The following is a 25,203-nucleotide window of genomic DNA, read 5'->3' on the forward strand; positions in this document are numbered from 1 at the left end:
CCGGAAGGAACTGGCGTGCGCCGCCTCGCGATCCCCCTTGCCCTCACACTCGCGCTCAGTGCCTTAACCGGGCCTGCGCAGGCGGCCGACAAGGTGGCCAGGACCACCGAGTGCCAGGGCGACTGGCTGCCCGGCACGCCGACCGCCGAGGACGTCATGCAGGGCGAGATCTCGCTGGTGGGGCTGCCGGCGTACAAGTTCGGCAAGAACGTCGACTGGAACGCGAGCCCGTACAAGAACCGCTCGTGGGAGTTCGTCTTCCACTCGCTGCGCTGGATGGGCACGCTCGTCGTCGAGTACGAGAACACCGGCGAGAAGCGTTACCTGGACCGCGCCACCGACATCGCCAAGGACTGGGCGGCCGACAACGAGTACGGCGCCCGCGGCACCCCCGCGTACGTCTGGACGGACCACCCCACCTCGCTGCGCACCCAGCCGCTGCTCTGCCTGAGCAGGCACGTCAACGAGAGCTGGCTGAAGCAGAGCCTGGCCACGCACGCCAAGCTCCTGTCGAACCCGAAGTTGTACAAGAAGGGCCACAACCACGGCATCGACCAGGACATCGCGCTCATGGGCATCGGCTGCAGGTACGGCCGCAAGGACTGGTCGAGCCTGGCCGTCAAGCGCCTGACCGGCACGGTGAAGCTGGATGTGGACTCGCAGGGCGCGCTGATGGAGCAGGCGCCGAGGTACGCGGTCTACGTCTACGGCCGGCTCCAGGTCGCCATGACGAACATGAAGGCGTGCGACCTGAAGGTGCCAAGTGAGATCGACAGGCGGGCCGAGGCGATGAAGGACTTCATCGCCCACTCGACCATGCCGAACGGCTACATGGTGCCCATCGGCGACGGCAGCGCGGACACCGAGCCGAAGATGGAGACGGGCAAGCCCAAGCAGAAGGTCAGGAACTACCGGGCCGGGTACGTGTACGGCCGCACGGCGTGGGAGAAGCCCGAGTCGGCCTACTACTCGATCAGGTACGGGCCGGGCATGAAGTTCCACGGCCACGAGGACCACCTGGGCGTGACGTACTACGCGCAGGGCCGCGACATCCTGGTGGACGGCGGGTTCCACTCCTACGAGAAGAGCGCCTACCGCTACTGGACGATGTCGCCCGAGGCGCACAACGTGCCGATCGTGGCGGGCGCGAAGTTCAGGCCGCGCACGGGCAGCAAGATCGTCAAGACCAGCTACGGCGACGACCGCCAGGCGTTCAGGCTGACCGACAAGGCGTACGGGGTCAGCCGTACCAGGTCGGTGCTGGTCAACCATGGCGAGGACGTGATGGCGGTGCTGGACACCGCGTCGGGCGGCAAGAAGGTCAGCAACATCTGGCGCTTCGCCCCCTCGCTCAAGGTCGTCTCGGAGAGCGGCGGCAAGGTGGTGCTGGGCGACGGCAAGTTCAAGGTCACGCTGCTGCAGTTCTCCTCGTGCGACAAGGTCGGCGGGCAGAAGGTGCAGCGGGGCGGCAAGCTGGGCTGGGTCTCGCCCACGTACTTGTCGAAGCAGGCGACCAACGTGGTGGTGTCCCCGGCGGCGAAGTCACTGCTGACGGTGATCGTGCCGGGGACGGACTCGCCCAAGGTGTCGTGCTCCGGCGGGAAGGTCACGGTGGACGGCGTGTCCTTCTCCGCCGGAATCGTCTGACTAGCCGCAGTCGCGCCCGGCGCGGAGCAGGCCGTACGTGACGGCCTGCTCCAGGGCCTGCCACGAGGCGTCGATGATGTTCTCCGCCACGCCGACCGTGGCCCATTCGGCCGTGTCGTCGCTGGAGGTGATGAGGACCCTGGTGATGGCGTCCGTGCCGTGGGTGCCCTCGAGTATGCGGACCTTGTAGTCCACCAGTTCCAGCTTGGCCAGCTCGGGGTAGAGCTTCTCCAGCCCCAGCCGTACGGCCTTGTCCAGGGCGTTGACGGGGCCGTTGCCCTCGCCCGTGGCCACGATGCGCTCGCCCTTGGCGTGCAGCTTGACCGTGGCCTCGCTGACCAGCTCGCCGCCCTTCGTGCGCTCCACGATGACGCGCCAGGACTCGACCTCGAAGTGGCGCCGGCGCTCGCCGCTCACGGTGTCGCGCAGCAGCAGCTCGAAGGAGGCGTCGGCGGCCTCGAACGTGAAGCCCTTGGACTCCAGGTCCTTGACCCGCTCGACCAGCGTCCTGGTGTGCTCGGGGGTCAGCTCGTAGCCGAGCTCGCGGCCCTTGAGCTCGACGGAGGCGCGGCCGGCCATGTCGGAGACGAGCATGCGCATGTCGTTGCCCACGGCGGCGGGGTCGATGTGCTGGTAGAGGTTGGGGTCCACCTTGATGGCGCTGGCGTGCAGCCCGGCCTTGTGCGCGAAGGCGGACATGCCGACGTACGGGGCGTGGGAGTTGGGGGTGACGTTGGTGACCTCGGTGATCGCGTGGGCGATGCGGGTCATGTCGGCCAGCGACTCCTGGGGCACGAGCTCGAAGCCCCGCTTGAGCTGCAGGTTGGCCACGACCGTGAAGAGGTTGGCGTTGCCGGAGCGCTCGCCGTAGCCGTTGGCGCAGCCCTGGACGTGGGTGGCGCCCGCCTTGACGGCGGCCAGGGTGTTGGCCACGGCGCAGCCGGTGTCGTCGTGGCAGTGGATGCCGACGCGGGCGCTGGTGCGTACGGCGTCCTGGACGATCTCGGCCAGCTCGTCGGGGAGCATGCCGCCGTTGGTGTCGCACAGGGCGATGACGTCCGCGCCGGCCTCGGCGGCGGTCCTGAGAACCTCCAGCGCGTAGGCTGAGTTGGACTTGTAACCGTCGAAGAAGTGCTCGGCGTCGAGGAAGACTCGCTGTCCCTCCGCACGGAGGTGGGAGACCGTGTCGCGGATCATCGCGAGGTTCTCCTGGAGAGTCGTGCGGAGGGCCAGCTCCACGTGCCGGTCGTGACTCTTGGCGACAAGGGTCACGACCGGCGCGCCGGATTCGCGCAACGCGGCCACCAATGGGTCGTCGGCTGCCTTCATACCTGCCCGGCGGGTCGCGCCGAACGCGGCGAGTTGCGCGTGCTTCAGGTCGAGCTCTGTTCGAGCGCGCCTGAAGAACTCTGTGTCCTTGGGGTTGGCGCCGGGCCAGCCCCCTTCGATGAAGCCGACTCCCAGACCGTCCAGGTGGCGAGCGACGGCGATCTTGTCGGCGACGGTGAGGTTCAGGCCCTCCTGTTGCGCGCCGTCACGCAGCGTCGTGTCGTATACGTGGAAGCGGTCGTCGGCCATGGATTTCTCATCTCTGGAGAAGCGTGTCGTCCTCGGGAAAACAAAAAGACCCCTCACGGACGTGAGAGGTCTGCGCGCTGGCGGTGTCCCTGCGTCAGCCAGCGCGCCTGCCGATAATGAGCAGACCGTAGAACATGGTGCCGCCCAGTCTGCCACATGGATTCACCATCTGGCACACCGGTCTCACCTTGTGGGACGCCGCGCGGCTCACACCCGGATTCCGTTGCCCTCCGTGATGACGCGCTCCAGCGCCGCCGGGTCGAGCGCCTCGTTGCCCAGCATCCGCCCGTCGAGCACCACCGTGGGCGTGCCCTCCAGCGGGATCTTCGCCGTCTCGGCCAGGTGTGACTTCGCGTACGACTGCGACGTCACGCACGAGTCCACCGACGCGCCCGCCTTCCGCGCGGCCTGTGCCAGCTCCTCGACCGTGAAGCCGGATGCCTCGCCGTGGGGGGCGGGCTGCATGGCGTACAGGGCGTCCCTGAAGGCCAGCCAGTTCTCCTCGGGCACGCAGCGGGCGGCCGAGGCGGCGCGGATGGAGTTGGAGCGCATGGGCTCCTGCTGGAAGATCGTCACGGTGTGGTAGACGACCTTGACCTTGCCCTCCCTGGCCAGCCGCTGGATGGTGGCGTCCACCTTGGAGTGCATCTCCTTGCAGATGGGGCAGTCGAAGTCCTCGTACACGTCGAGCACGGGAGCCTCGCTGCCCAGGTCGGCCAGGATCATCGAGCCGTCGTCCTGCCGGGCCAGCTTCACCCCCTCGGACGACGCGCCGGAGCCGGCGAACGACAACACCCCGAGCACGGCGATCGCCGCGCACGCCAGCGCGACCACCATCAACCGCTTCATCATCAGCCACTTTCATTGAACGCGCGGGCCCGCGGAGGTCCCCGCGGGCCGGTCGCATCAGACGATCTTGTGGACCCAGTTGTGCGTGTCGGGACGGGTGCCGTACTGGATGCCGACGAGTTCCTCGCGCACCCGCATCGTCACCGGGCCCGGCGTGCCGTCGGCCACGGTCCAGGAGCGGTCGGCGCCCTTGACCGTGCCCACCGGCGTCACGACGGCGGCCGTGCCGCACGCGAACACCTCCGTCAGCTCGCCCGACTCGCACGCGGACTGCCACTCGTCCACCGAGATGAGCCGCTCCTCCGTCTCCAGGCCCAGGTCGCCGGCCAGCTCCAGGATCGACTCCCTGGTGATGCCGGGCAGCAGCGTGCCGGTGAGCGCCGGGGTGACGAGCTTGTCGCCGAAGACGAAGAACAGGTTCATCCCGCCCATCTCCTCGACGTAGCGGTGCTCGTGCGCGTCCAGCCACACCACCTGGTCGCAGCCGTGCTCGACGGCCTGCCGCTGGGCGACGAAGGCCGCGGCGTAGTTGCCGCCGCACTTGGCGAAGCCGGTGCCGCCGGGGGCGGCGCGGGTGTACTCGGTGGACAACCAGACGGAGACGGGCTGGAGGCCACCGGTGAAGTACGAGGCCGCCGGCGAGGCGATGACCATGTACTTGTAGGTCTTGGACGGGTAGTTGACGCCCAGCCCCGCCTGCGTGGCGATCATGAAGGGGCGCAGGTAGAGGCTGTGCCCCTCGGTGGTGGGCACCCACTCCCTGTCGGTCTCGACGAGGAGTTCGAGCGAGTCCACGAAGGTCGCCTCGGGCAGCTCCGGCATCGCCATGCGCGAGGCCGAGCGGTTGAAGCGGGCGGCGTTGGAGTACGGGCGGAAGGTCACGATCGAGCCGTTGGCCTGCCGGTAAGCCTTCAGGCCCTCGAACAGCTCCTGCGCGTAGTGGAAGACCGAGGTGGCGGGGTCGAGCGAGAGCGGCCCGTACGGCATGAGCCTGGCGTCGTGCCAGCCGACGCCGTCGGTGTAGTCGACCGAGATCATGTGGTCGGTGAAGGTCTGCCCGAAACCGGGATTCGCCAGTACCTGCTCCCGCTCGGCCGCGGTGCGAGCGTGGTCGGATAGCTGCACGTCGAAGCTGAGCTTCTGAGCGATGGTCATGACGTCGGTCCTTATCTCTGCGATCTACCGAAATCTACCGGAATCTACCGGTTGCCTGCGCACCTGCGGCGGCCTGCAGCCGTGCCCGGACAGGGCAGTCCGTACTTCCTATTGTCTCGCTATATGGGATGGCAAGGGGCCGATGGGGTGGTTCGCCGCATCCCGGAACGCTGGAAACGCGAAAACGCGCCCGGCAGTCCTCCTAGGACCGCCAGGCGCGTTTCCGGGGCTAGGCGGTCCTAGCCGGATACTCGCCCGGTGATGTCGTCACCGATCTCGTGCGTGGTGCGGTTGGCCCAGCCGGTCAGGCGCTCCACGATGTCGTCGGCGACCGCCTGCTCGACCTTGGCCGCCTCGGTGCGCAGGCCGAGGTGGTCCAGGAGCATGGCGACGGACAGGATGGTCGCGGTGGGGTCGGCCTTGCCCTGGCCGGCGATGTCGGGCGCGCTGCCGTGCACCGGCTCGAACATGCTCGGCGCGGTGCGCTCGGGGTTGATGTTGCCGCTGGCCGCCAGGCCGATGCCGCCCGCGATGGCCGCGCCGAGGTCGGTGATGATGTCGCCGAACAGGTTGTCGGTGACGACCACGTCGAAGCGCTCGGGCTGGCTGACGAAGAACATCGAGGCCGCGTCGATGTGGCAGTAGTCGGTGGTGACCTCGGGGTATTCGGCGGCCACCCGGTTGACCGTGCGCTGCCACAGGTCGCCGGCGTAGGCCAGGACGTTGGTCTTGTGGACGAGGGTCAGCTTCTTGCGCGGCCGGGACTTGGCCTTCTCGAAGGCGTAGCGCACCACGCGCTCGACCCCGTGGGCGGTGTTGAGCGACTCCTGCGTGGCGATCTCGTGCGGCGTGCCGCGCCGCATGACGCCGCCCGTGCCGGCGTAGAGACCCTCGGTGCCCTCGCGGACGACGATCATGTCGATGTTCTCGGGCAGCGTGTCGGCCAGCGGCGTCTCCACGCCGGGCAGCAGCTTGACCGGGCGCAGGTTGACGTAGTGGTCGAACTCGAAGCGCAGGCGCAGCAGCAGGTCGCGCTCAAGGATGCCCGGCGGCACGCTGGGGTCGCCCACGGCGCCGAGCAGGATGGCGTCGTAGCCGCGCAACTCTTCGAGCACCGCGTCCGGCAGCGTCTCGCCGGTGCGGTGGTAGCGTGCGGCGCCCAGGTCGTAGTGCGTGGGCTCGATCTTCGTGCCCACTGCCTCAAGGACCTTGAGCCCTTCTGCGACGACCTCGGCGCCGATGCCATCCCCAGGGATGACGGCCAGGCGGATGTTACGCGACTCCATGACGGCAACCTTACCGGCTCGTCTCGCCTAACGAACACTCATCTCATTTCCCGGACATCCCGCTTTGGGCGGTTTGCGACCTTTTGACCGTTTCGTTAGTGTCCGTCGGGCCTAATCCGCGCAGCCGTTGCGCGGAGCCGGGGACCCACCTTTCCCCCCAGGGGCGAATCGGCGACACGTCGCCGTAGGGCTGTCTTCCAGGCCCGAGCCCGTCAGCTAACCCGGCCGGCCGTATGGAAGGACAGTGTTCTGTCTCGCATCGTCATGGCTCGTGCGGCCATCGCCCTGGCAACGGGCGCCGCCGGGCTCATCCTGGCCAGTCCCGCGGCACACGCCACCGCCGCCAAGGACCAGGACCCCACCACCCTGACCGGCGCCGACATCAAGCGCGTACGTGAGGAGAGCGCGCCGACGCCCTCATGGAAGGTCGCCCTCGCCTTCGCCATGGACAAACGCGGCACGCCGTATGTCTGGGGCGGCACCAGCAAGCGGGGCTACGACTGCTCGGGGCTCATGCTGCGGGCGTACGAGGCGGCGGGCATCGAACTGCCGCGCACCGCCCGCCAGCAGTACGGGGCCTTCGACAGGAAGATCGCCTGGAAGGACCTCAAGCCCGGCGACCTGGTCTTCTTCAGCGGCCTCGGCCACGTGGGGATGATCTCCAAGCCCGGTTACATGGTCCACGCGCCGAGCTCCGGCGACGTGGTGAAGGAGGAGAAGTTGTCCGACTGGCGCCGGCAGTCCTTCGTGGGCGCGGTCCGGCCCGATCCCCAGGGCGTCCGCCGCTGGACGTCCTACCTCAAGGAACGTGAGGCTCCGGCCCCGTCCATGCCCACCGCCGTCCTGTAGCGGAACCTGAGTGCGGCCCCGGTGCGCCCGGGGCCGCACGCGGGCGTAGCGTGTCGGATATGTCACCAGAGAAGGTGCATCTAACCGAGGAGAAAGCGACTCTCCTCGCCACCCTGTACGGCAGGGCACTCGACGCGCGATCCCCCCACCCGATACTCGGCGACCAGCTGGCCGCGCAGGCACTGGACCGGATCGACCACGACTTCCGCAAGACCGGGATCAATCCCGGCACGGCCAGGGCCGTGGCGCTCAGGGCGCGCTTCATCGACCGGTGGGCCGCGGAGTTCCTGGACGCCCACCCCGAGGCGACCGTCCTGCATCTGGGCTGCGGGCTCGACACCCGCGTGCACCGCATGGACCCGCCGCCCACCGTCCACTGGTACGACGTGGACTATCCGGAGGTCATCGAGTTGCGCCGGCGGCTGTTCCCCGAGCGGCCCGGCTACGACCTGATCGGCACCTCGGTCACCGACCTGGGCTGGCTGGAGCAGGTCCCCGGCGACGCTCCCGTGCTGGTCGTCGCCGAGGGCCTGTTCTACTACCTCGACGAGGTCGAGGGACCGGCGCTGGTGCGGGCGATCGTGGACCGCTTCCCGGGCGGCGAGTTCGCCTTCGACGCCCTGAACCCGCTCGGGCTGCGGCTCCAGCGGCTCAACAAGCCCGTGCAGAAGGCCGGGGCCACGATGCACTGGAGCATCGACGGCCCCGCCGCGCTGCCGGCCGTACATCCGGGGCTGCACTGCCTGGCGGCAGTGAGCGCGTTCGACATCGACGGGTTCGACCGCCTGTCGGCCTCGCACCGGATGGTGGCCGCGATCGTCAAGCTGCTGCCCGCGATGCGGCGGACGGCGGTGCTCTACCGGCTCAGGTTCTGAACGGCGGAGTCTGAGGGCAGGTTCTGAATGGCGGGGTCCGAGGGGGCGCTCTACCGGCTCAGGTTCTGCGGGGCGCCGCCGTTGTCGCGGCGGTCCAGCGCGGTCTGCACGGCCTCGGCGGCCTCGTCCTCGTGCTCTTCGGCGCGGTTCCAGGCATACATCTCGTACATGTGACTCATCTCATTTCGCGGACGCGTCGGATGAAAACAGCCGGACTCCGGTCGCGAATCCGACCGGGCCTGATCTCGTTGGTCCGGGTCGCGGACCGGACGAAGGGACTTACTGGCCGACACGCACGCCGCTCTCCGCGACGGGTTGCCGACCTGCCCTAACAGGCCCCGCCGCGGCAGGTAATAAGTACGAAGACCTGGCGCATTACCGGTAACAGTACCTGAGCATTCTCATTGGATGTCCTACTATCTCGCATGCTGAGACGCGAAAGGGCCGCCACCCGGAGCGGGTGGCGGCCCTTTCTGATGAGACCTCAGTCCTCCAGGTCCACCGAGCGGCCGCTGTCGGCGCCGATCTCGGCGCCGATCTGCTCGACGATCTCGGCGGGGATGGCGGAGTCGACGGTCAGCGCGATGAGCGCCTTGCCGCCCTTGGTGTCACGCGCCACCTGCATCGAGGCGATGTTGATGTTGTGCTCGCCCAGCAGCCTGCCCACCACGCCGACGATGCCGGGGCGGTCGGCGTAGGTGTAGAAGCACAGGTGGGCCGTCGGCTCGATCTCCATCTCGTAGCCGTTGACCTCGACGATCTTGGTGATCTGGCGCGGGCCGGACAACGTGCCCGAGACCGAGACGGTACGGCCGTCGGCCAGCACGCCGCGCACGGTCACCACGTTGCGCCAGTCGGGGCTCTCGGCGCTGGTGACCAGCTCCACGATGATGCCGCGGTCCTTGGCCAGCAGCGGCGCGTTGACGTAGGTGACCTGCTCCTCGACCACGTCGGCGAAGACGCCCTTGAGCGCGGCCAGCTCGATCACCCGCACGTCCTGGCCGGCGATCTCGCCGCGCACCTCGACGTCGAGCTTGGTGGCCACCTCGCCGGCCAGCGCGGTGAAGACGCGACCGAGCTTCTCGGCCAGCGGCAGGCCGGGCTTGACGTCCTCGGCCACCACGCCGCCCTGGACGTTGACGGCGTCCGGCACGAACTCGCCCGCCAGCGCCAGCTTCACGCTGCGCGCGACCTGCGTGCCGGCCTTCTCCTGGGCCTCGTGCGTGGAGGCGCCCAGGTGCGGGGTGACGACGACCTCGTCCAGCTCGAACAGCGGGCTGTCGGTGCACGGCTCCTTGGAGAAGACGTCCAGGCCGGCTCCCGCGACCCGGCCCTCCTTGATCGCCGAGTAGAGCGCGCTCTCGTCCACGATGCCGCCGCGCGCCACGTTGATGATGCGCACGTTCGGCTTGACCTGGTGCAGCTCCTTGTCACCGATCATGCCGACGGTCTCCTTGGACTTCGGCGGGTGAACGGTGATGAAGTCGGAGATCTTGATCAGCTCTTCGAGGCTGACCAGCCTGACGCCGAGCTGCGCGGCGCGGGCCGGCGGCAGGTAGGGGTCGTAGGCGACGATCTCGACGCCGAAGGGCAGCAGGCGCTGCGCGACGAGCTGACCGATCTTGCCGAAGCCGACGACGCCGACGATCTTCTCGTCGAGCTCGACGCCGGTGTACTTGGAGCGCTTCCACTCCCCGTTCTTCAGCGCGGCGTGGGCCTGGGCCGTGTTGCGCGCGCTGGCCAGGATGAGGGTGACGGTCTGCTCGGCGGCGCTGGTGATGTTGGAGGTCGGGGCGTTGACGACCATGACGCCGGCCTTGGTGGCCGCCTCGACGTCGACGTTGTCCAGACCGACGCCGGCGCGGGCGACCACCCGCAGCTTGGGCGCGGCGGCGATGGCCTCGGCGTCCACCTGCGTGGCCGAGCGGATGATCAGCGCGTCCACGTCCGCGAGGGCGGGCAGGAACTGGGAACGGTCGGCGCCGTCGGTGTGGCGGACCTCGAAATCAGCACCGAGTACGGCGAGGCCAGCCTCGGACAGCTTCTCTGCGACCAGAACGACGGGCTTGTTCACTGGTGTGGATCCTTAGGGCACGGCGGGCTTCGGGGGGACACGTCCACGGATCCCCCTCGGCGGTCCCACAGAGTGTATCCGCAGCTTGTGAACGTATTCACGAGAGCCCACCATCTGAGACGAGATCCGGTCTACCCCCCTGACCGAAAACTCATCCATCCCGGGCGCATCTTTGTCTTGATCGGGAGATTTATTCGCCATTAGCCTGATAAGCCGTGGCCGACTACCTATGGTTCGTCATATGAGCATCGGGAATCCTGCGCTTGCCGACGTGCTCGCACAGCATGGCACGCCCCACCGCCTGCTGAGCGCTCTTGCCGACGGTGGAGTCCTGGTGGCAGTGCGACCAGATCGTTCCGTCGTCCTTGGGACGACCCAAGCCGGTGACCGGGTCCTGCTCGGTTACACCGGTCCCATGACCTATGCCAGGCATCGCGGCAGTCATTCCCTGTCGGCGTGTGACGCCGGCACCATCCTGGACATCCAGCGCGTCACCGGAGTGCGCGAGATCGTCATCGACGCGGCCGGACCAGCCGCCGCGGCCGTGCCCATCGACGACCTCCAGCGCTTCATGACCACGACGCGGTCGGGCCCGACGCCCGTACTGTCGGGGGCGGTGCCGGCCGCCTACGCGACGGGCGCCATGGCCACCGTGTCGCGGGGTGCCGCGCTGGCCCAGGTGGCCCCGCCCAGCCCGCAGGCGCCCGCCTTCCCGTGGGTGCCCGCGCCGCGGCCACACCTGTCGGGGCCGATGCAGCAGGTGGATCCCGGGTACCGGCGGTGTACGCACCCGATCCTGCCGGCCCTGCGGCAGGCGATCGCGTACCTGCTCATGGACTTCCCGCTGGTGCACCACGTCTGGATCTCCGAGGCGGGCACGGCGTCCGGGGCGACCGGGATCATGCTGCACGTCAAGGTGCACATGTCGGCGGCCGAGGACGTCGTACGCGACCTGCACCGGCTGGTCCGCGCCCGGCTGCCGCAGTTCGCCGCCTCCGGGGCGCCGATCCTGATGGCCAGGGTGGCCGACTCGCGCAGCGAGCAGCGGATGATCGAGATCGGCGCGCACGTGGTGTGCGCCGACGTATCGGACTGACCGATCGCCGGGCCCCCGCAGGCGGGCCCGGCCAGGTCAGGGCCTCGCGGAAAAGTGGGCCCTCCCAAACAAGCCCTCGCTCGGTTCTAATGAGTGGATGATCAAACCGGCGGTGAGCACCGCCACCGTCCCGACGGGCGTGCGCCTGGGGTACGGGGTCGGCTCGTTCTGCACGGCCACGGTCAACGCCGTTCCCGGCCTGCTGCTGCTGTTCTACATGACGAACTTCCTGGCCGTGCCCGCGTGGCTGGCCGGTGTGGTGGTGACCGCGCCCAAGATCTGGGACCTGGTCATCAACCCGCTGGTCGGGCGCTGGTCCGACCGGACCACCTCGCGCTGGGGGCCGCGCCGGCCCTGGCTGCTGGCCGGGGCGTGCACGCTGCCGGTCGCGTTCTTCCTGGTGTTCGCGGGGCCGCCGCTGACGGGGGTGCCCGCCGCGCTGTACGTGGGGGTCTGCTTCCTGGCCACGGCGACGGCGTACGCGTTGTTCGAGGTGCCGTACAAGGCGATGCCCGGCGAGATGACGCACGACTACCACGAGCGCACCTCGCTGCTGCAGTGGCGGATGGTCTTCATCGGCCTGGCCACCGCGATCAGCGGCGTGCTCGCGCCGGCCATCGCCACCGGCGGAGGCGGGGACGGCACGCTGGCCAGCTACCGGACCATGGCGCTGACCATCGCGGTCATCCTGCTCACGGCCATGCTCGGCGCGTTCTTCGGCACCGCCCGCGCCCCCATGACCGGCGCCCCCGAGCCGGATCGCGGCGGGTGGCGCGAGCAGTTCGCCGCGATCAAGGGCAACCCGGCGTTCCTGTGGCTGACCGTGCTGGCCTGCGTGCAGATGCTGGCCGTGAGCATGATGCTGGCGGCGGCGCCCTACTTCGCCACGTACACGCTGGGCACCTCCGGCGCCACCCAGACGCTCTTCGCCGCGCTGGTCGGCCCGATCCTGCTGGCGATGCCGCTGTGGGTGCGGCTGGCCAAACGGTTCGACAAGCGCGGCGCGATGATCCTGGCGACGCTGACGTACGGCATCGGCACGACGGCGGCCATCGCCACGCCGATCTTCGGCTCGGTGTGGGCGCACCTCATGATCCTGCTGGTGGGCGTCGGGTACGCCGGAGTGCAGCTGATGCAGTTCTCGATGCTGGCCGACGTGATCGCGGTGGACGCGGCCAAGACGGGCAAGCGGCGTGCCGGCGTGCTGACCGGCCTGTGGACGGCCATCGAGAACGCGGTCAGCTCGTCCGGCGCGCTGTTCTTCGGCGTGCTGCTGTCGCTGGGCGGCTTCATCGAGTCCGAGCCGAGCAAGCCGGTGCAGCAGCCGGACAGCGCGGTGACCGCGGTCCTCATCGGGCAGACCGCGATCCCCGCACTGATCATCTTCGTCTCTGTGCTGATCACACTGAAGTACCGGCTCACACCACCCGGCGCGCCAGCACCAGCCGCGTCCGAGTGAACAGGCCGGCGAGCAGGGCCGCCAGCAGCGGCAGGCCGATCACGAGCGCGGCCAGGAACGTCCACGGCACGGCGGCCGTGGCCTGGACCGCGGTCTCGGACAGGGAGTAGTTGTACCTCCTCCCCCGCATGGCCCTGGCCAGGGCGAGCCCGGAGATCGCGCCTCCGGCGAGCCCCACGACGGCCCCGAGTCCGGCGATGTAGCCGGCCTGCGCCGCCACCACCAGCCTGCGGGTGGACGGGCGACCGCCCACGGCCGACAGGGTGTCGAGGTCCTGGCGCATGTCCGCCGCGGCGAGCCCGGTCGCGGCGAACGTCCCGCCGAGCACCAGGATCACCGCCGCGATCATCGCCAGGGACAGGTAGAAGGTGAGCTGCTCGCCTTCGTGGTTCACCATCAGCATGGCGAACGCGCTGGGGGTCACCGCCCGCAGATCGAGGTTGAGGCGATCCGTGGCCTGGATCCCGCCGCTGAGCAATTTGTCAGGAACGCCATGGGCGTAGATTCGCCGCTCGGCCAGCTTGAATCCGGCCGCGGTCAGAGCCGAGGCAGGCAGCACCCCACCGCTCTGATCCGCCTGCGCCCCCTGCGCCAGCACGGCCGCCACCTGGAACGACTTGTTGTCGTTCCCATCCTCATCCAGCGGCCCCACCGACACGCTGACCATGCCGTCCTTACTGATCATCCGGGAGTCGAACACCACGGCCTTGCCCGCGGCGAGTGCGGCCGCCGCCTGCGGGTCGCGCCGTCCCTGGAACAGGGCGAGCAGCCGCTCGTCCCCGACCGGGCCGTCGATGGGAGACCAACTGAGGTAGGGGCAGTTGTCCGAGCAGTCCCCGGGGCGGAGTTGGATCGACGGGTCCTGGTCGCTTCCCTTGTCGTCAACGACCCGCAGTCCAGCGGCCAGGCTCGCTCCCGGCAGCCTTTCCTCGATGGCGGCGCGCAGCTTCGACCAGGTCCCCTCGTCGAGTCTGGAGCTGCCCACGACGAGAGTGCCCTCGGGAGCACTGAGCGGGTTCTCTTGCTGACGGGCGGTGTACATGGTGGTGAAGGCCATGCCGACGGTGACCGCGCCCATCGTGGCGGCCATCACGGCGGCAACCGCCGAGGCCGTACGGGTCCGGTGCCGGACGGCGTCGCGGACCGACAGACGCGCGGCCAGCGGCAGGCGCGCCACGAGCGGTCCGGTGCGGCCGACCAGCCAGGGCACCAGCGTGATCAGCCCGAACAGGGCCACTACCGTGGCCATCGCCACGCCCAGCTCGCTCTTGAACGCGAGGTGGATCATCGCGCCCGTGCCGAGCACCAGCAGCACGAGCCCGAGCAGCGGACGGCCCGCGCGGTCGCGCACTTCGTCGGGACGGCCCGCGAGCACCCTGGCCGGGCTCTGCCGCGCGGCCTGGACCGCGGGCGTCACGGCCGCGACCAATCCGCTGACCAGGCCGAGCGCGGCGATCCCGAGCACCGGCTCCCACGGCACATCGACCGGGCCACTGCGCAAGTCGTCCAACCGCGCCAGGACCTTTCCGACACCCACCCCCACACCGATGCCCAGTGCGCTGCCGAGCAGTGCCGCCACACCACCCAGCAGCAGGCCGTCGGCCAGCACGATGGCCCGCAGATGCCCCGGGGAGCCGCCCTGCGCGGCGATGGTGGCCAGCTCCCTCCTGCGCCGGCGCAGGCCGACGGCGAAGGAGGGGCCCGCCAGCAGGACCGTCTCGGTGACGACGAGGACCACGCCGATGGCTATCCAGGTCCCTCGCTCGGACGTGTTGGAAGGGTAGAACCTCTCCTCTCCGCGCGGACCCATGATCACGGCGCGGGAGGCCACGTGGAGCCCCACCTTGTTCAGCTCGCGTACCTTCTCCCAGGTGACCGGGACCGGGGTTTCGACGAGCCAGCCGGCTCCGTCCGTGCCGGTCTGGTTCGGCAGCACCGAACCGTACAGACCCACCACTTCCAGCACGCCCGGTCTGACCGGGTTCTTCACGACGCCCACCACGCGCTTCGGCTCGCCCCGCCGCGTGAGCCGGAGCGTGTCGCCCACCCGCACACCGCGGCCGACCAGCGCGGGCGTGATCGCGATCTCCTGCGGCGTGGCGGCGAACCTGCCCTCGGCCAGGGTTCTGATACCCGTGCTGAGCCGGTCACGCAGGTCGATCTCCAGCAGTTCCACGCGGTCGAAACCGTCCGGGAGCCGAGCCTCGGTGGAGTACACGTAGAAGGGCATCACCCGGCCGCCGGTCAGCCTGGCCGCCTCCGCGGCCGTCCATGGAACCGGCCGGTCCGGCTCGGCAGAGTCCTGGTTGCCGAACCGGCCGGCGCGGTCCTGGGTCACCGGGAGCCTGCTCTGATGGGTGTAGACGGCCGCGTCGGCCACCGCACCCAGCCGGGCGATCATCTCCTCCCTCGGGGTCAGATCGGTGGTCTCGGTCATGGTCAGAAAACCCGTGAAGACCAGGACCGGCAGGCCGATCATGATCATGATCAGGGCACTGCGGCCCTTGAAGCGCAGGGCGTCCCTGCGGGAGATGCGCAGGGCGGCGCGGAAGGCGCTCATCGGGAGCTCTCCAGGTGCACGGCGCTCGACTCGGCGATCAGGCCGTCGCGCAGGTAGATCACCCGGTCGGCCCAGCCGGCGTAGCGCGGCTCGTGGGTGACCAGCAGCACGGCCGCGCCGTCGTCGCAGCGGGCGCGCAGGAGCTGCAGGATCTCATCGCCGGTGGCCGTGTCCAGCGCCCCGGTCGGCTCGTCGGCCAGCAGCAGCCGCCGCTCGCCGACCAGCGCCCTGGCGATCGCCACGCGCTGGCGCTGCCCGCCGGACAACTCCTCGGGAAAGCGGTCCGCGACCTCCGCCGCGCCCACCTCCTCCAGCACGGCCAGCGCCTCGTCACGGGCTTTCCCGGTGCGCACGCCGTCCAGCTCCCTGGGCAGCATCACGTTCTCGGCGGCCGTCAGCGACGGGATGAGGTTGAGGTCCTGGAAGACGTACCCGACGCGGGTACGCCGCAGCGCGGCCAGATCCTTGACCCCCGCCAGGTCCCGGCCCTCGATCGTCACGCTGCCCGCGGTGGGCCGGTCGAGGCCGCCCGCCAGGTTGAGCAGCGTGGACTTGCCCGAGCCCGACGGGCCCATGACCGCCACCAGCTCGCCCGCGCCGACCTCCAAGCTGACGCCCCTCAGCGCGTGCACCTGGCCGTGCTCGCGGGTCACTTCCCGCAACTCCACCACACTCATCGATTCTTCTCCTTGGAAACGGCCTCGCAGTGGTCCAGCCAGCGCTGCTCCGCCTCGGCCTTGAAAATCAACGAATCCAGCACCAGCCGCTGCGCGAGTCCCCCGCCCGCGGCCCGTTTGGCCTTGGTGAGCTCCTGCAGCGCGCGCATGGTGGCCATGCGCTGGGTCTGGATGACCTCGGCGACGTCCACCTCACCCGCCACGGCCATCGCGATCTTGATCGCCAGTTCGTCCCGGGGCCGGTCGGTCTGGGCGACGGGGGTGCTGAACCATCGCTCCACTTCCTCCCGACCGGCCTCGGTGATCGTGTAGACGGCGCGGCCCTGCTCGTCCGCCCCGCCGGGCGCGACCAGTCCGTCACGTTCCAGTCGGGAGAGCGTCGTGTAGACCTGGCCGATGTTGAGTGGCCAGGTCGCCCCCGTGGACGCCTCGAACTGGACTCGCAACTGGTAGCCGTACCGGGGTCCGCTGCTCAGCAGGGCCAGCAGTCCGTGCCTGATCGACATGGATACTGAGTATGCATACCGAGTATGCTTTCCGCAACTGATCGGCGTATTCTGGACAGGGGACGAGGTTGAGGCCGATACTCGCTCTATGAGCTCCACGCATCCGCCCTTTCGCGCATCGGATGGGGAACGTGACCGTGCGATCGACGAGCTCAAAGAGCGTGCCGTAGAGGGCCGGATCTCCCACGACACGTTCGTGGGCCGCGTGGACCAGGCGCTGCGCGCACGCAATCGGAACGAGCTCGACGATCTGGTCTCCGACCTGCCACGGCGGCGGTCGCTCCGGCAGCGCATGACCGACGCCGTGGCCTCCGTCTCGGAGTTCACCACCAAGGTCCAGTCGGCGTGGCGGCGTCCGCGCCTGCCCCGGCTGGCGCTGCCCGACGACGAACGGCTGCGTTACGTGGTGGGCCGCGGGTCGGCCTGCGACCTCGTACTGTCGGATCTGACGGTCTCCCGGGTGCACGCCGAGTTGCGGCGCGAGGGGGACGGCGGGTGGATGCTGGTGGACCTCGGCTCGCTCAACGGCACCAGGCTCAACGGGTGGCGGCTGGTGGGGCCGGCGCGGGTGAAGTCGGGCGATGAGGTCTCGTTCGGCGACTGCGGATTCATGGTGACGGCACACCTGCCGTCCTGACGACCGCGCCTTCGGTCCTGACGACCGCGCCCTCAGTCCTGACGACCGCGCCTTCGGTCCTGACGACCGCGCCTGCCGTCTCGACGCGACCGGATTCGCCTGTCCCGGCGCGACGCCGTTCCGTCCTGACGCGACGCCGTTCCGGCTGGTCGTACGGAACAAATACGGAGATTTGCGGATTACAGGGCCGCCCGCGCTGATCCATGCTCTCATGCGATCCCCCAGTCACTTGGAGACCCCATGCGGCGCACCTCAGCCACCCTCGTCGCGGGCGCGCTCGTCGCGGCCCTCGCGTGGGCGTCAGGACCCTCCACCCCCGCCGTCGCCCTCGACCCCGCCGCCGGCGTGGCGGACCTGACCCAGGACCTCAACCAGATCCTCAGCGACCCGCGCCTCACGATCGCCAGGGCGGGCGTCGTGGTCAAGAGCGCCCGGACCGGCGAGGAGTTGTACGCCACCGACGCCGGCAAGCTCCTCATCCCGGCCTCCAACACCAAGCTGTTCACCTCGGCCGCGGCGGCCGAGACGCTGGGCCTGGACCACCGCTTCAGCACCACCGTGCTGAACACCGGCCGCAAGGCGGGCTCGGTGCTGACCGGCGATCTGGTGCTGCGCGGCACCGGCGACCCGACCATGCTGGCCGAGGACTACGACGCGCTGGCCAAGCGGGTCGCGGGCGCCGGCGTGAAGCTCGTCACCGGCAGGCTGGTGGCCGACGACACCTGGTTCGATTCGCGGCGGCTCGGCAACGACTGGGCGTGGGACGACGAGACCGCGTACTACGCGGCGCCGATCTCGGCGCTGACCGCCTCGCCCGACAGGGACTACGACGCCGGTTCGGTGATCGTGAGCGTGGCGGCCGAGGGCGGCAAGGTCAAGGTGTCCACCACGCCCGAGACCGACTACCTGAAGATCGTCAACAGGGCCACCGCGGGCGCCGAGACCGACGTGCTCATCGAGCGGCAGCACGGCACGCGCACCGTGGTGATCACCGGCACGGTCGCGGATCCGTACCAGGAGTGGGTGGCCGTGGACGACCCCACCGCGTACGTCTCCTCGTTGTTCCGCAAGTCGCTGGCCAGGCACGGCGTCAAGGTGCTCGGCCCGACCGTCACGGGCGCGACGCCCTCGGGGGCCAGGGAGCTGGCCGCGCACGAGTCGATGACGCTGGGCGAGTTGCTGGTGCCGTTCATGAAGCTGAGCAACAACATCCACGCGGAGATCCTCACCAAGGCCATGGGCCGCAAGGTGTCGAACCAGGGCACGTGGTCGGCCGGGCTCAAGGTCAGCACCGACTTCGCGGAGGCGAACGGCGTAGAGGTGATCAACATGCGGGACGGCTCGGGGCTCTCGCGCCGCGACGGCTTCTCGCCGGGCTCGATCGTGCAGCTCCTGTCGGCCGTACGTACCAAGCCCTGGTACTCCACCTGGTACGAGTCCCTGCCCATCGCGGGCAACGCGGACCGGTTCACCGGCGGCACCCTGCGCAGCCGGATGCGCGGCACGCCCGCGCAGGACAACGTGCACGCCAAGACGGGTTCGCTCACCGGGGTCACCTCGTTGTCCGGCTACGTGAACAGCGCCGACGGCGAGCCGCTGATCTTCTCGATCATGCTCAACCAGTACCTGTCGGCCTCGCCGAAGGACATCGAGGACAAGATCGCCGTCCGCCTCGCGCAGTTCTCACGGACGGCGGCGGCCGGCGAGGCGACCGGGCTCCGTGCCACGGACGCGGGCCCGGCGGGCGATCTGGAGTGCTCGTGGCTCAAGCCGGTGCAGTGCTGAGGCGTCCTCCGGAAATTGCGGCCCCCTGACGGAACAGGGGTCCGCTGCCTCGGTGACGGTCAGAGCATGTTCTTGATCGGCTGGGGCGTCTCCGGTACGGGCTGGGCTAGGAGGTCGGTCGCCTCCCGTGGTGTGAGCAGGCGGGCGTCACGCAGGAGACCGACGGACCGCGCCCACTGCTCCCGGGCTTCGCCGTGCCGTTCGAGGTCGTGCAGCGTGGCGCCGAACCACCAGCGGGACACGGCTTCCTTCAGGCGGTATCCCGACTCGCTGAGCAGCCGCACGGCCACCGTGTAGCTCTCCACCGCCTCGGTCAGCCGGCCGGCGTGGCGGTAGGCGTCGCCCAGCGAGCCCTGGGCGATGCCGGCGTCGGCGAGCGGGCCGGCCTTCGTCCCCAGCTCCACCAGCTCGCGTGCTTCCGCGATCGCCTCGTCGAAGTGTCCCCGGCGGTAGTGGACATGCACGCGGTTGTTGCGGAGGATGATCGTGGCCCCGGGGCGTTCCGCGTCGTCGTTGAGGTCCAGCCCGGACTCCAGGTAGCCGAGCGCCTCGTCGAGACGGCCCACGATCGTGCTGACGACGCCGAGGTTGTTGAGCACCCCGACCTTCCTGCGGGGCAGGCCCGCGCGGTCCCAGTCGGTGAGGGCCGTCTTCAGTTCCGCGATCGCGGCGTCGTAGCGGCCCTGGTCCCGGTGGACCCAGCCGAGGAAGCTGCGGAGCTGGGCCTTGTCCTCCCAGGCTCCGATACGGTGGGCGACCTCGATGGCGCGCGTGTAGACGTCGGCCAGTTGGGTGTGCCAGCCCTGATAGCAGAAGGGCCAGTGGAGTCCGACGACCAGGCCGACGGCGGTCGCCGGGTCTGGGCCGTCCAACGCCTGTCGCGCGGTGGCGAGCAGGTTGTCCCGTTCGTCGTGGGCCCACCGTCCCGCCTGCGCCGGGTCCTCGAACGGGGTGTCGGGCAACTCGACGGGGCAGCGCAGCACGGCGTCGCCGGCGAGCATGGTGGTCGCCAGCCAGACGGTGGTCAGGTAGTGGTGCAGCGCGCGTCGTACGGCGGCGGCGCGTTCCTCCGCCGGCAGGTCCCGCTGCGCGCGTTCGCGGGCGTAGAGACCGACCAGGTCGTGGAACTGGTAGCGGTCGGGTCCCGCGGCCTCCAGGAGGCGGGCGTCCAGCAGGCGTTCCAGGGCGGACTCCGCGCGGTGGAGGGGCCAGCCGGTCAGGGCCGCGGTGGCGGCGGGGGTGTGAACGGGCAGGTCGAGCAGGCCGAGCAGGGGCAGCAGGTACGCGGCGTCGCGGCCGGCGGGTTCCTCGCGGAGGTGGTGGTGGCTGACCGCGATGCCGGCGCGGACGGCCAGGTCGGCGTACTCCAGCACGTCCAGGCGGCGGGTCGCGTCGGCCAGCCGTCCTTCCAGGTCGGACAGGGTCCAGTCGGGGCGGGCGGCCAGGCGGGCGCCGACGATCCGCAGCGCGAGGGGGAAGCCGCCGCACAGGTGGACGATCCGCTCGGCCGCCTGCGGCTCCACGTGTACGCGCTCGGGTCCGGCCAGGCGGGACAGCAGCGCGGCGGCGTCGGCGGCGTTCAGCGCGCCCAGATGAAGGTGGCGGGCGTTGTCCAGGGTGGCCAGCGGATCCCGGCTGGTGATCAGGACCCGGCAACCGGGACCGGCGGGGATGAGCGGGCGGACCTGGCGGACGTCGCGGGCGTTGTCCAGGATGACCAGCAGGTTGCTCGCCGCGGTCAGGGACCGGTAGCGGGCGGCGGCCTCACCCGGATCGGCGGGTACGGCGGCGCCGTCCAGGCCGAGCGAGCGCAGCAGGTGGCGCAGGGCCTGGGCGGGGGTCAGCGGATCGAGTCCTGGAGTGGATCCGTGCAGGTGGAGGTAGATGACACCGTCGGTGAACCGGTCTGCCATGGCGTGCGCCACGTGAACTGCCAGAGCGGATTTGCCGATGCCGCCGGGTCCGTCGATCACGATGGTCGCGGGTCCGTGGTCCCGGCCGAGTTCGGTCCGGAGGCGGTCGATCTCTGTCGCGCGGGCGGTGAAGGTGTGGGTGTCGGCGGGCAGTTCGGCCGGCGTGTACGGCTCGCCGGGCGTGACCCGCTGGGCCGGGGCGTCCAGGGCGAGGGCAGGGTCGTCGGCCAGGACGGCCTGGTGCAGGCGGCGCAGGTCGGCGCCGGGTTCGATGCCGAGTTCGGCGATCATGCTGGCGCGGGTGCGCTGGTAGAGGTCCAGGGCCTCGGAGGTACGGCCGGCGCGGTGCAGGGCGAGCATGAGCTGGGCGGCTGGGCGTTCGCGTAAGGGGTGGGCCCGCACGTGGACGGCCAGGTCTGCGGTCAGCGCGTGGTGGTCGCCGGCGGCGAGGCGGAGATCGGCGTGGTCCTCCAGGACGGTGCGGTGTTCCTCTTCCAGGCGGGCGGCCTCGATGCGGGCCCAGGAGTCGGTCAGCCCGGCCAGGGGCTCGCCCCGCCACAGTCGCAGGGCCGCGCGGAACAGGGCGTCCGCGGCACCTGTGTCCCCTTGCGTCTGGGCGGTGCGGGCGCGTTTGGCCAGGCGGGTGAACTGGTGGGCGTCGATGTGGCCGGGGTCGAGCGCGAGCCGGTAGCCGCCGGGCCTGGTCTGGATGATCTCCTCGGTGGTGTGCGGTCCGAGGATCTCGCGGAGTTTGGAGACCACGATGTGGAGCTGTTTGGTCGCGGTCGCCACGCTGCCGTCTCCCCAGATGTCGGTGAGGATCCGGTCGGCGTGTACGGCCTGCCCGGCGTTCAGGGCGAGCCTGGCCAGCACGCCGATTCGCCGTTGCCCGGCGAGCCGGACCGGTTCGCCGGCGGCCAGGACCTGCCACGGGCCGAGAAATCTGATCTCCAGCGTCACGAGTGGCGCTGCCCTCCTTCAGGGATGTTTGCGGCAATGGCGAATGGAACGCCGCTTTCATGCGGGTTGCGGCGTCGTGGTGTACCTGTGCAGGTATAGATGCGCAGGCTTACAGGTGCCTTACAAATGACTCACCGGGCTCCTGAGCAACAGGCTTCCGTACGGGGGTGTGTGCCTGCGGGACGTCGGCGCGTACCCGACCTTAAATGAGGATTGTGTCGTGATCACCGCGTCCATTAACATCGGCCCCCGCATATCCGAATCGCACCGGAGGTCTCGTGGAAAACGACAGACTGCTCAAGAAGCTCGCCGTTGTGGCCGTGGCCGGTCTCATCGCGCTCGGCATCGGCGCCGCGGCCGCCTCGTCCGCCTCCGCCGCCGACAAGATCTGGTGGCCCGACCCCTCCGGCGAAATCTCCGACGCCCGCCCGTAGTGCCGCCACGGCGCCGCCGGTCTCCGGCGGCCGGCTGACCGATCCGGAGTTTGTCGGTGGCTGCTGCGATCATGCCGCTCACGTGACCAACGAGAAGGAGCGACCATGACCGAGGCCCCCGAGCAGCTACCCGGCTTCCCCGGGTTGGACATCTTCGGTGAGGTCTACTGCGTGTCCTTCGTCCGCGACCTCTCTCCGGAGGAGGTCCTGCGCCGGTTCGGCGTGGACGAGGCGACCATGGAAGAGGTGGCGTTCGACGAGCTGGAAGAGCGTTCGATCGACACCATGAGGGACGACGCGGCCGGCTTCATCGGCGCCGCCAGGGCAGGCGGCGGGTGGACCGTAACCCTTCAGAGCTGATCAACCGGCCCTGCGAGACTCAGCGCTCATGGACTGCGTTTTCTGCACGCTCATCCGCGAGGACTCTGCGCATTGGGTGGCCCGCCGCCCCGAGACCCGGGCCTTCGCCCCGCTCGACCCTCTGGCGCCGGGCCATACCCTCGTCATTCCGGCCCCGCACTACAGAGATCTTTTCGAGACTCCCCCGGATGTCCTCTCGCAGACCATGGCGCTCGTGCAGGATCTCGCCAACGCCATGCGAGCGGCGCTCGGCGCCGGCGGGGTGAACATCCTGAGTGCCAGCGGCCCCGGATCGCAGCAGTCGGTGCCCCATCTGCACTTTCACGTCGTCCCGCGCTGGCCCGGCGACGGGTTTTCGACCTGGCCGGCCCAGCGCTCGCAGCACCGGCTGGACGACGATCCGATCCGTCGGCTCGCCGAGGCCATGACCACCGAGACGACGTGACAGGGACCACTGTGGTTTACCGAGATCAAGAGGGGTCATATTACGATTGAGCCACTTGGAGCTCCAGGTTCGCCCCTAAATTTCCATACATAGGCGACTTGGGGGGACCAGAATGCGGGTTCGACGCACTGTCGAGCCTCAACCGGAGGACGGAATGCGCAGACAGCTCCAGGCGATGGCCTGCCTCGGATGCCTGGCGGCACTGGGCTTCCCCATGCCGTCCGCCGCCGGTGCGCAGTCCTCCTCCAAGCCGCGCGCCGACCGGCAGTCGGCGTGCCGCGTGGTCGCGCTCAAGCCGTTCGTCTCGGCGGGCACCGTGCGGGGCACGGCCGTGCGGGCGGGCTGCGCCGACCAGGCCAGGCTGAGGGTACGGATCAAGGTCGCCGCCACCGGCCCCGACCGGGTCGTCAAGAGCGGCTCCCAGGTCGTCGGCAACACCCGAATCACCGCCAAAGTCCGCTGCACCCCCGATGCGCGCCGCTACTACGTCGTCGCGCTCGACTCACAGGGCCGGGTGAACACCTCGCGCCCGGTGCGGTTGTCGTGCGGGCGCCCGGCCTCGAACGGGGCGAACAAGGGCTTCGCCTCCGCCCCCGAGACGGCGGTGGTCAAGCAGACCAACGCGGCCAGGGCCAGGAACGGCTGCCGCCCCCTCGTCCACGACGCCAAGCTGCACCTGGCCGCCGAGCGCCATTCGGCGGACATGGCGCGCAGGAACTACTTCTCGCACACCTCGCGGGACGGCCGCTCGTTCGACAAGCGCATCAAGGCGGCCGGCTTCACCTTCCGCCGGGCCGCCGAGAACATCGCCAAGGGCCAGCCCACCGCCGCCGCCGTGGTCAAGGCCTGGCTCAACAGCCCGGGTCACCGGGCCAACATCATGAACTGCTCCTTGACCCACATCGGCGTCGGACACAACGCCAAGGGCCCCACCTGGACCCAGGACTTCGCCGCCCGTTAGGGCGGCACTCCCCCGACCAAGGGAGCGTCGGGCTTTCACCGGCCCCACCCCGAGCCGGTTCCCACCGCACGCCCACACGCTCCCCTTCCGGCGGACCCGGCCGCGCCTCCCCCCGCACACAGGACCGCGGCCGGGTCCGCACCCCACTTGCCAGGGTGCCGGGTCCGCACCCCAGCTGTCAGAGTGCCGGGTCCGCACCCCAGCTGTCAGGGTGCCGGGTCCGCACCCACAAATCAGAGCAGGGCGGTTCGCAGCCGGTCGTAGCCCGGCGCGAGCCGCCGCAGCCCCGCCGCCACGGCCGCGTCGTCGCCCGTGGCCAGCGGATACTGCAGCCCGCCGAGCACGCGGGCCTGCTCCCGCGCCACGTCGCCCGCCGTCGCCAGGCCCACGTTGGACAGCCAGGTCGCCGCGTCATCCAGCCGCCGCGCCCCCAGCCGGACGCCGAAGTACGTGAGCAGCCCGCGTACATCGTCGTCGAGCCCGTCCTCCACCATCTCGGCCAGCCGCGCCGCCGCGGCGGCCCCGCCCAGCGAGCCGGGTTGCACCGGCAGGTCCTCGCGGCCCTCCAGCCAGCGCACCGCGGCGGGCAGCGACTCGCGCAACGCCTGCGGCGCGGAGATCTCGCGCACCTGTACGAAGTCGGTGCGCATCACGTACGACGTGTCGATGTACTCCACGGCCTCGCCCCGCCAGGAGGCCAGGAAGTCGGCGACCGGCAGCGTGGCGAAGGGATGCCCGTGCGGGTCGTGCAGCACGACGGTGTCACCGCTCACTTCGAGCACCACGACGTAGTGGTCGCCGACCGCGCCGGGCGAATAGGTCAGCAGCCCCAGGTCCAGGGGCCCGGCCATGACGGGACCGCGCTCGCAGGCGGCCCTCAGCCGGTCGAGCGCCTCCTCCGGGGTCCCGCCATGGGTGCGCCAGCAGTCCCAGCCGAGCAGTTCGACGGCGGCGTCCACGCCGATCTCGGGATCCCAGCCGTAGGGGTCGAAGTACGGCTGGGTGCCGCCGACGAGTTGCATCCCGAACGGCGAGCCGGTCAGCGTCTCGACCACCCCGACCGCGGGCGCGGCCGGGCCGAACATCATGGTCAGCGA

21 protein-coding genes and 1 riboswitch are annotated in these 25,203 nt (G+C 70.1%); of the genes, 11 read left to right on the forward strand and 10 right to left on the reverse strand.

The genetic code is table 11. The features are described from left to right. The first annotated feature begins 15 nt into the window (after window positions 1-15). Window positions 16-1,647: a heparinase II/III family protein gene (locus AB0I81_RS19840; protein ID WP_360658487.1), complete on the forward strand. Its 1,632-nt coding sequence runs from the start codon at window positions 16-18 to the stop codon at window positions 1,645-1,647. Here the strand turns inward: AB0I81_RS19840 and cimA are convergent, their stop codons facing one another. The 4 genes from cimA to AB0I81_RS19860 form a co-directional block, all read right to left on the reverse strand. After that, the gene (gene cimA, locus AB0I81_RS19845) at window positions 1,648-3,225 is read right to left on the reverse strand and encodes a citramalate synthase (RefSeq protein ID WP_360658489.1); all 1,578 of its coding nucleotides are present in this window, start codon (window positions 3,223-3,225) and stop codon (window positions 1,648-1,650) included. 207 nt (window positions 3,226-3,432) lie between these two features. Then, entirely contained in the window at window positions 3,433-4,077 is a 645-nt protein-coding gene (locus AB0I81_RS19850; RefSeq protein ID WP_360658491.1) for a thioredoxin domain-containing protein, read from the reverse strand. A 54-nt stretch (window positions 4,078-4,131) separates the two neighbouring features. Further along, complete coding sequence (locus tag AB0I81_RS19855; RefSeq protein ID WP_360658493.1) at window positions 4,132-5,229, reverse strand: branched-chain amino acid aminotransferase; 1,098 nt, start codon at window positions 5,227-5,229, stop codon at window positions 4,132-4,134. A 239-nt stretch (window positions 5,230-5,468) separates the two neighbouring features. Next, window positions 5,469-6,515: a 3-isopropylmalate dehydrogenase gene (locus AB0I81_RS19860; RefSeq protein WP_360658495.1), complete on the reverse strand. Its 1,047-nt coding sequence runs from the start codon at window positions 6,513-6,515 to the stop codon at window positions 5,469-5,471. Between the two features lie 98 nt (window positions 6,516-6,613). After that, a riboswitch (cyclic di-AMP (ydaO/yuaA leader) is annotated at window positions 6,614-6,761 on the forward strand. An 18-nt stretch (window positions 6,762-6,779) separates the two neighbouring features. On the opposite strand from AB0I81_RS19860, the gene AB0I81_RS19865 reads away from it, so the two are divergent. Together AB0I81_RS19865 and AB0I81_RS19870 are read left to right on the forward strand one after the other, a co-directional pair. Further along, window positions 6,780-7,364: a C40 family peptidase gene (locus AB0I81_RS19865; RefSeq protein WP_360658497.1), complete on the forward strand. Its 585-nt coding sequence runs from the start codon at window positions 6,780-6,782 to the stop codon at window positions 7,362-7,364. A gap of 59 nt (window positions 7,365-7,423) precedes the next feature. Then, window positions 7,424-8,239, forward strand: coding sequence for a class I SAM-dependent methyltransferase (locus AB0I81_RS19870; protein ID WP_360658499.1), 816 nt, complete (start codon window positions 7,424-7,426; stop codon window positions 8,237-8,239). Window positions 8,240-8,723: 484 nt separating this feature from the next. Here AB0I81_RS19870 and serA read toward each other — a convergent pair whose 3' ends face one another. Then, a complete protein-coding gene (gene serA / locus AB0I81_RS19875) occupies window positions 8,724-10,313 on the reverse strand; it encodes a phosphoglycerate dehydrogenase (protein WP_360658500.1) in 1,590 nt (529 codons plus the stop codon). A gap of 241 nt (window positions 10,314-10,554) precedes the next feature. Between serA and AB0I81_RS19880 the strand changes: the two genes are divergently transcribed. Together AB0I81_RS19880 and AB0I81_RS19885 are read left to right on the forward strand one after the other, a co-directional pair. After that, on the forward strand, window positions 10,555-11,409 hold the full coding sequence (locus AB0I81_RS19880) for a hypothetical protein (RefSeq protein WP_360658502.1): 855 nt from the start codon (window positions 10,555-10,557) through the stop codon (window positions 11,407-11,409). A 97-nt stretch (window positions 11,410-11,506) separates the two neighbouring features. Beyond that, window positions 11,507-12,868 (forward strand): MFS transporter, encoded by a 1,362-nt coding sequence (locus AB0I81_RS19885; RefSeq protein ID WP_360658504.1) that lies wholly within the window; start codon window positions 11,507-11,509, stop codon window positions 12,866-12,868. Here AB0I81_RS19885 and AB0I81_RS19890 read toward each other — a convergent pair. The 3 genes from AB0I81_RS19890 to AB0I81_RS19900 are packed head-to-tail and all read right to left on the reverse strand — an operon-like array spanning window position 12,828 to window position 16,611. Next, a complete protein-coding gene (locus AB0I81_RS19890; protein ID WP_360658506.1) occupies window positions 12,828-15,428 on the reverse strand; it encodes an FtsX-like permease family protein in 2,601 nt (866 codons plus the stop codon). The genes AB0I81_RS19885 and AB0I81_RS19890 overlap by 41 nt on opposite strands. Then, the gene (locus AB0I81_RS19895; protein WP_360658508.1) at window positions 15,425-16,105 is read right to left on the reverse strand and encodes an ABC transporter ATP-binding protein; all 681 of its coding nucleotides are present in this window, start codon (window positions 16,103-16,105) and stop codon (window positions 15,425-15,427) included. Before AB0I81_RS19895 ends, AB0I81_RS19890 begins: the two co-directional genes overlap by 4 nt. Beyond that, entirely contained in the window at window positions 16,102-16,611 is a 510-nt protein-coding gene (locus AB0I81_RS19900) for a PadR family transcriptional regulator (RefSeq protein WP_360658510.1), read from the reverse strand. Before AB0I81_RS19900 ends, AB0I81_RS19895 begins: the two co-directional genes overlap by 4 nt. An 88-nt stretch (window positions 16,612-16,699) precedes the next feature. Here AB0I81_RS19900 and AB0I81_RS19905 point away from each other — a divergent pair, with 88 nt between their 5' ends. Together AB0I81_RS19905 and dacB are read left to right on the forward strand one after the other, a co-directional pair. Then, window positions 16,700-17,248: a DUF1707 and FHA domain-containing protein gene (locus tag AB0I81_RS19905; protein WP_360658512.1), complete on the forward strand. Its 549-nt coding sequence runs from the start codon at window positions 16,700-16,702 to the stop codon at window positions 17,246-17,248. Between the two features lie 240 nt (window positions 17,249-17,488). Then, on the forward strand, window positions 17,489-19,033 hold the full coding sequence (gene dacB / locus AB0I81_RS19910) for a D-alanyl-D-alanine carboxypeptidase/D-alanyl-D-alanine-endopeptidase (protein ID WP_360658514.1): 1,545 nt from the start codon (window positions 17,489-17,491) through the stop codon (window positions 19,031-19,033). A 59-nt stretch (window positions 19,034-19,092) separates the two neighbouring features. Here the strand turns inward: dacB and AB0I81_RS19915 are convergent, their stop codons facing one another. Next, window positions 19,093-21,906 (reverse strand): BTAD domain-containing putative transcriptional regulator, encoded by a 2,814-nt coding sequence (locus tag AB0I81_RS19915; protein ID WP_360658516.1) that lies wholly within the window; start codon window positions 21,904-21,906, stop codon window positions 19,093-19,095. A 278-nt stretch (window positions 21,907-22,184) separates the two neighbouring features. Between AB0I81_RS19915 and AB0I81_RS19920 the strand changes: the two genes are divergently transcribed. The 4 genes from AB0I81_RS19920 to AB0I81_RS19935 all read left to right on the forward strand — a co-directional run bounded on the left by AB0I81_RS19920 (window position 22,185) and on the right by AB0I81_RS19935 (window position 24,106). Continuing rightward, window positions 22,185-22,340: a hypothetical protein gene (locus AB0I81_RS19920; RefSeq protein WP_360658518.1), complete on the forward strand. Its 156-nt coding sequence runs from the start codon at window positions 22,185-22,187 to the stop codon at window positions 22,338-22,340. A 105-nt stretch (window positions 22,341-22,445) separates the two neighbouring features. Then, window positions 22,446-22,700, forward strand: a complete 255-nt coding sequence (locus tag AB0I81_RS19925) for a DUF6461 domain-containing protein (protein WP_360658520.1) — start codon at window positions 22,446-22,448, stop codon at window positions 22,698-22,700. A gap of 28 nt (window positions 22,701-22,728) precedes the next feature. Continuing rightward, a complete protein-coding gene (locus AB0I81_RS19930; protein ID WP_360658522.1) occupies window positions 22,729-23,145 on the forward strand; it encodes an HIT family protein in 417 nt (138 codons plus the stop codon). A gap of 154 nt (window positions 23,146-23,299) precedes the next feature. Further along, a complete protein-coding gene (locus AB0I81_RS19935; protein ID WP_360658524.1) occupies window positions 23,300-24,106 on the forward strand; it encodes a CAP domain-containing protein in 807 nt (268 codons plus the stop codon). 233 nt (window positions 24,107-24,339) lie between these two features. On the opposite strand, the gene AB0I81_RS19940 is transcribed toward AB0I81_RS19935, so the two are convergent. Further along, window positions 24,340-25,194: a hypothetical protein gene (locus AB0I81_RS19940; protein WP_360658525.1), complete on the reverse strand. Its 855-nt coding sequence runs from the start codon at window positions 25,192-25,194 to the stop codon at window positions 24,340-24,342. Window positions 25,195-25,203: the final 9 nt, after the last annotated feature.

Origin of the sequence: Nonomuraea sp. NPDC050404 (assembly GCF_040655495.1) — a bacterium.
Classification (GTDB): Bacteria; Actinomycetota; Actinomycetes; order Streptosporangiales; family Streptosporangiaceae; genus Nonomuraea.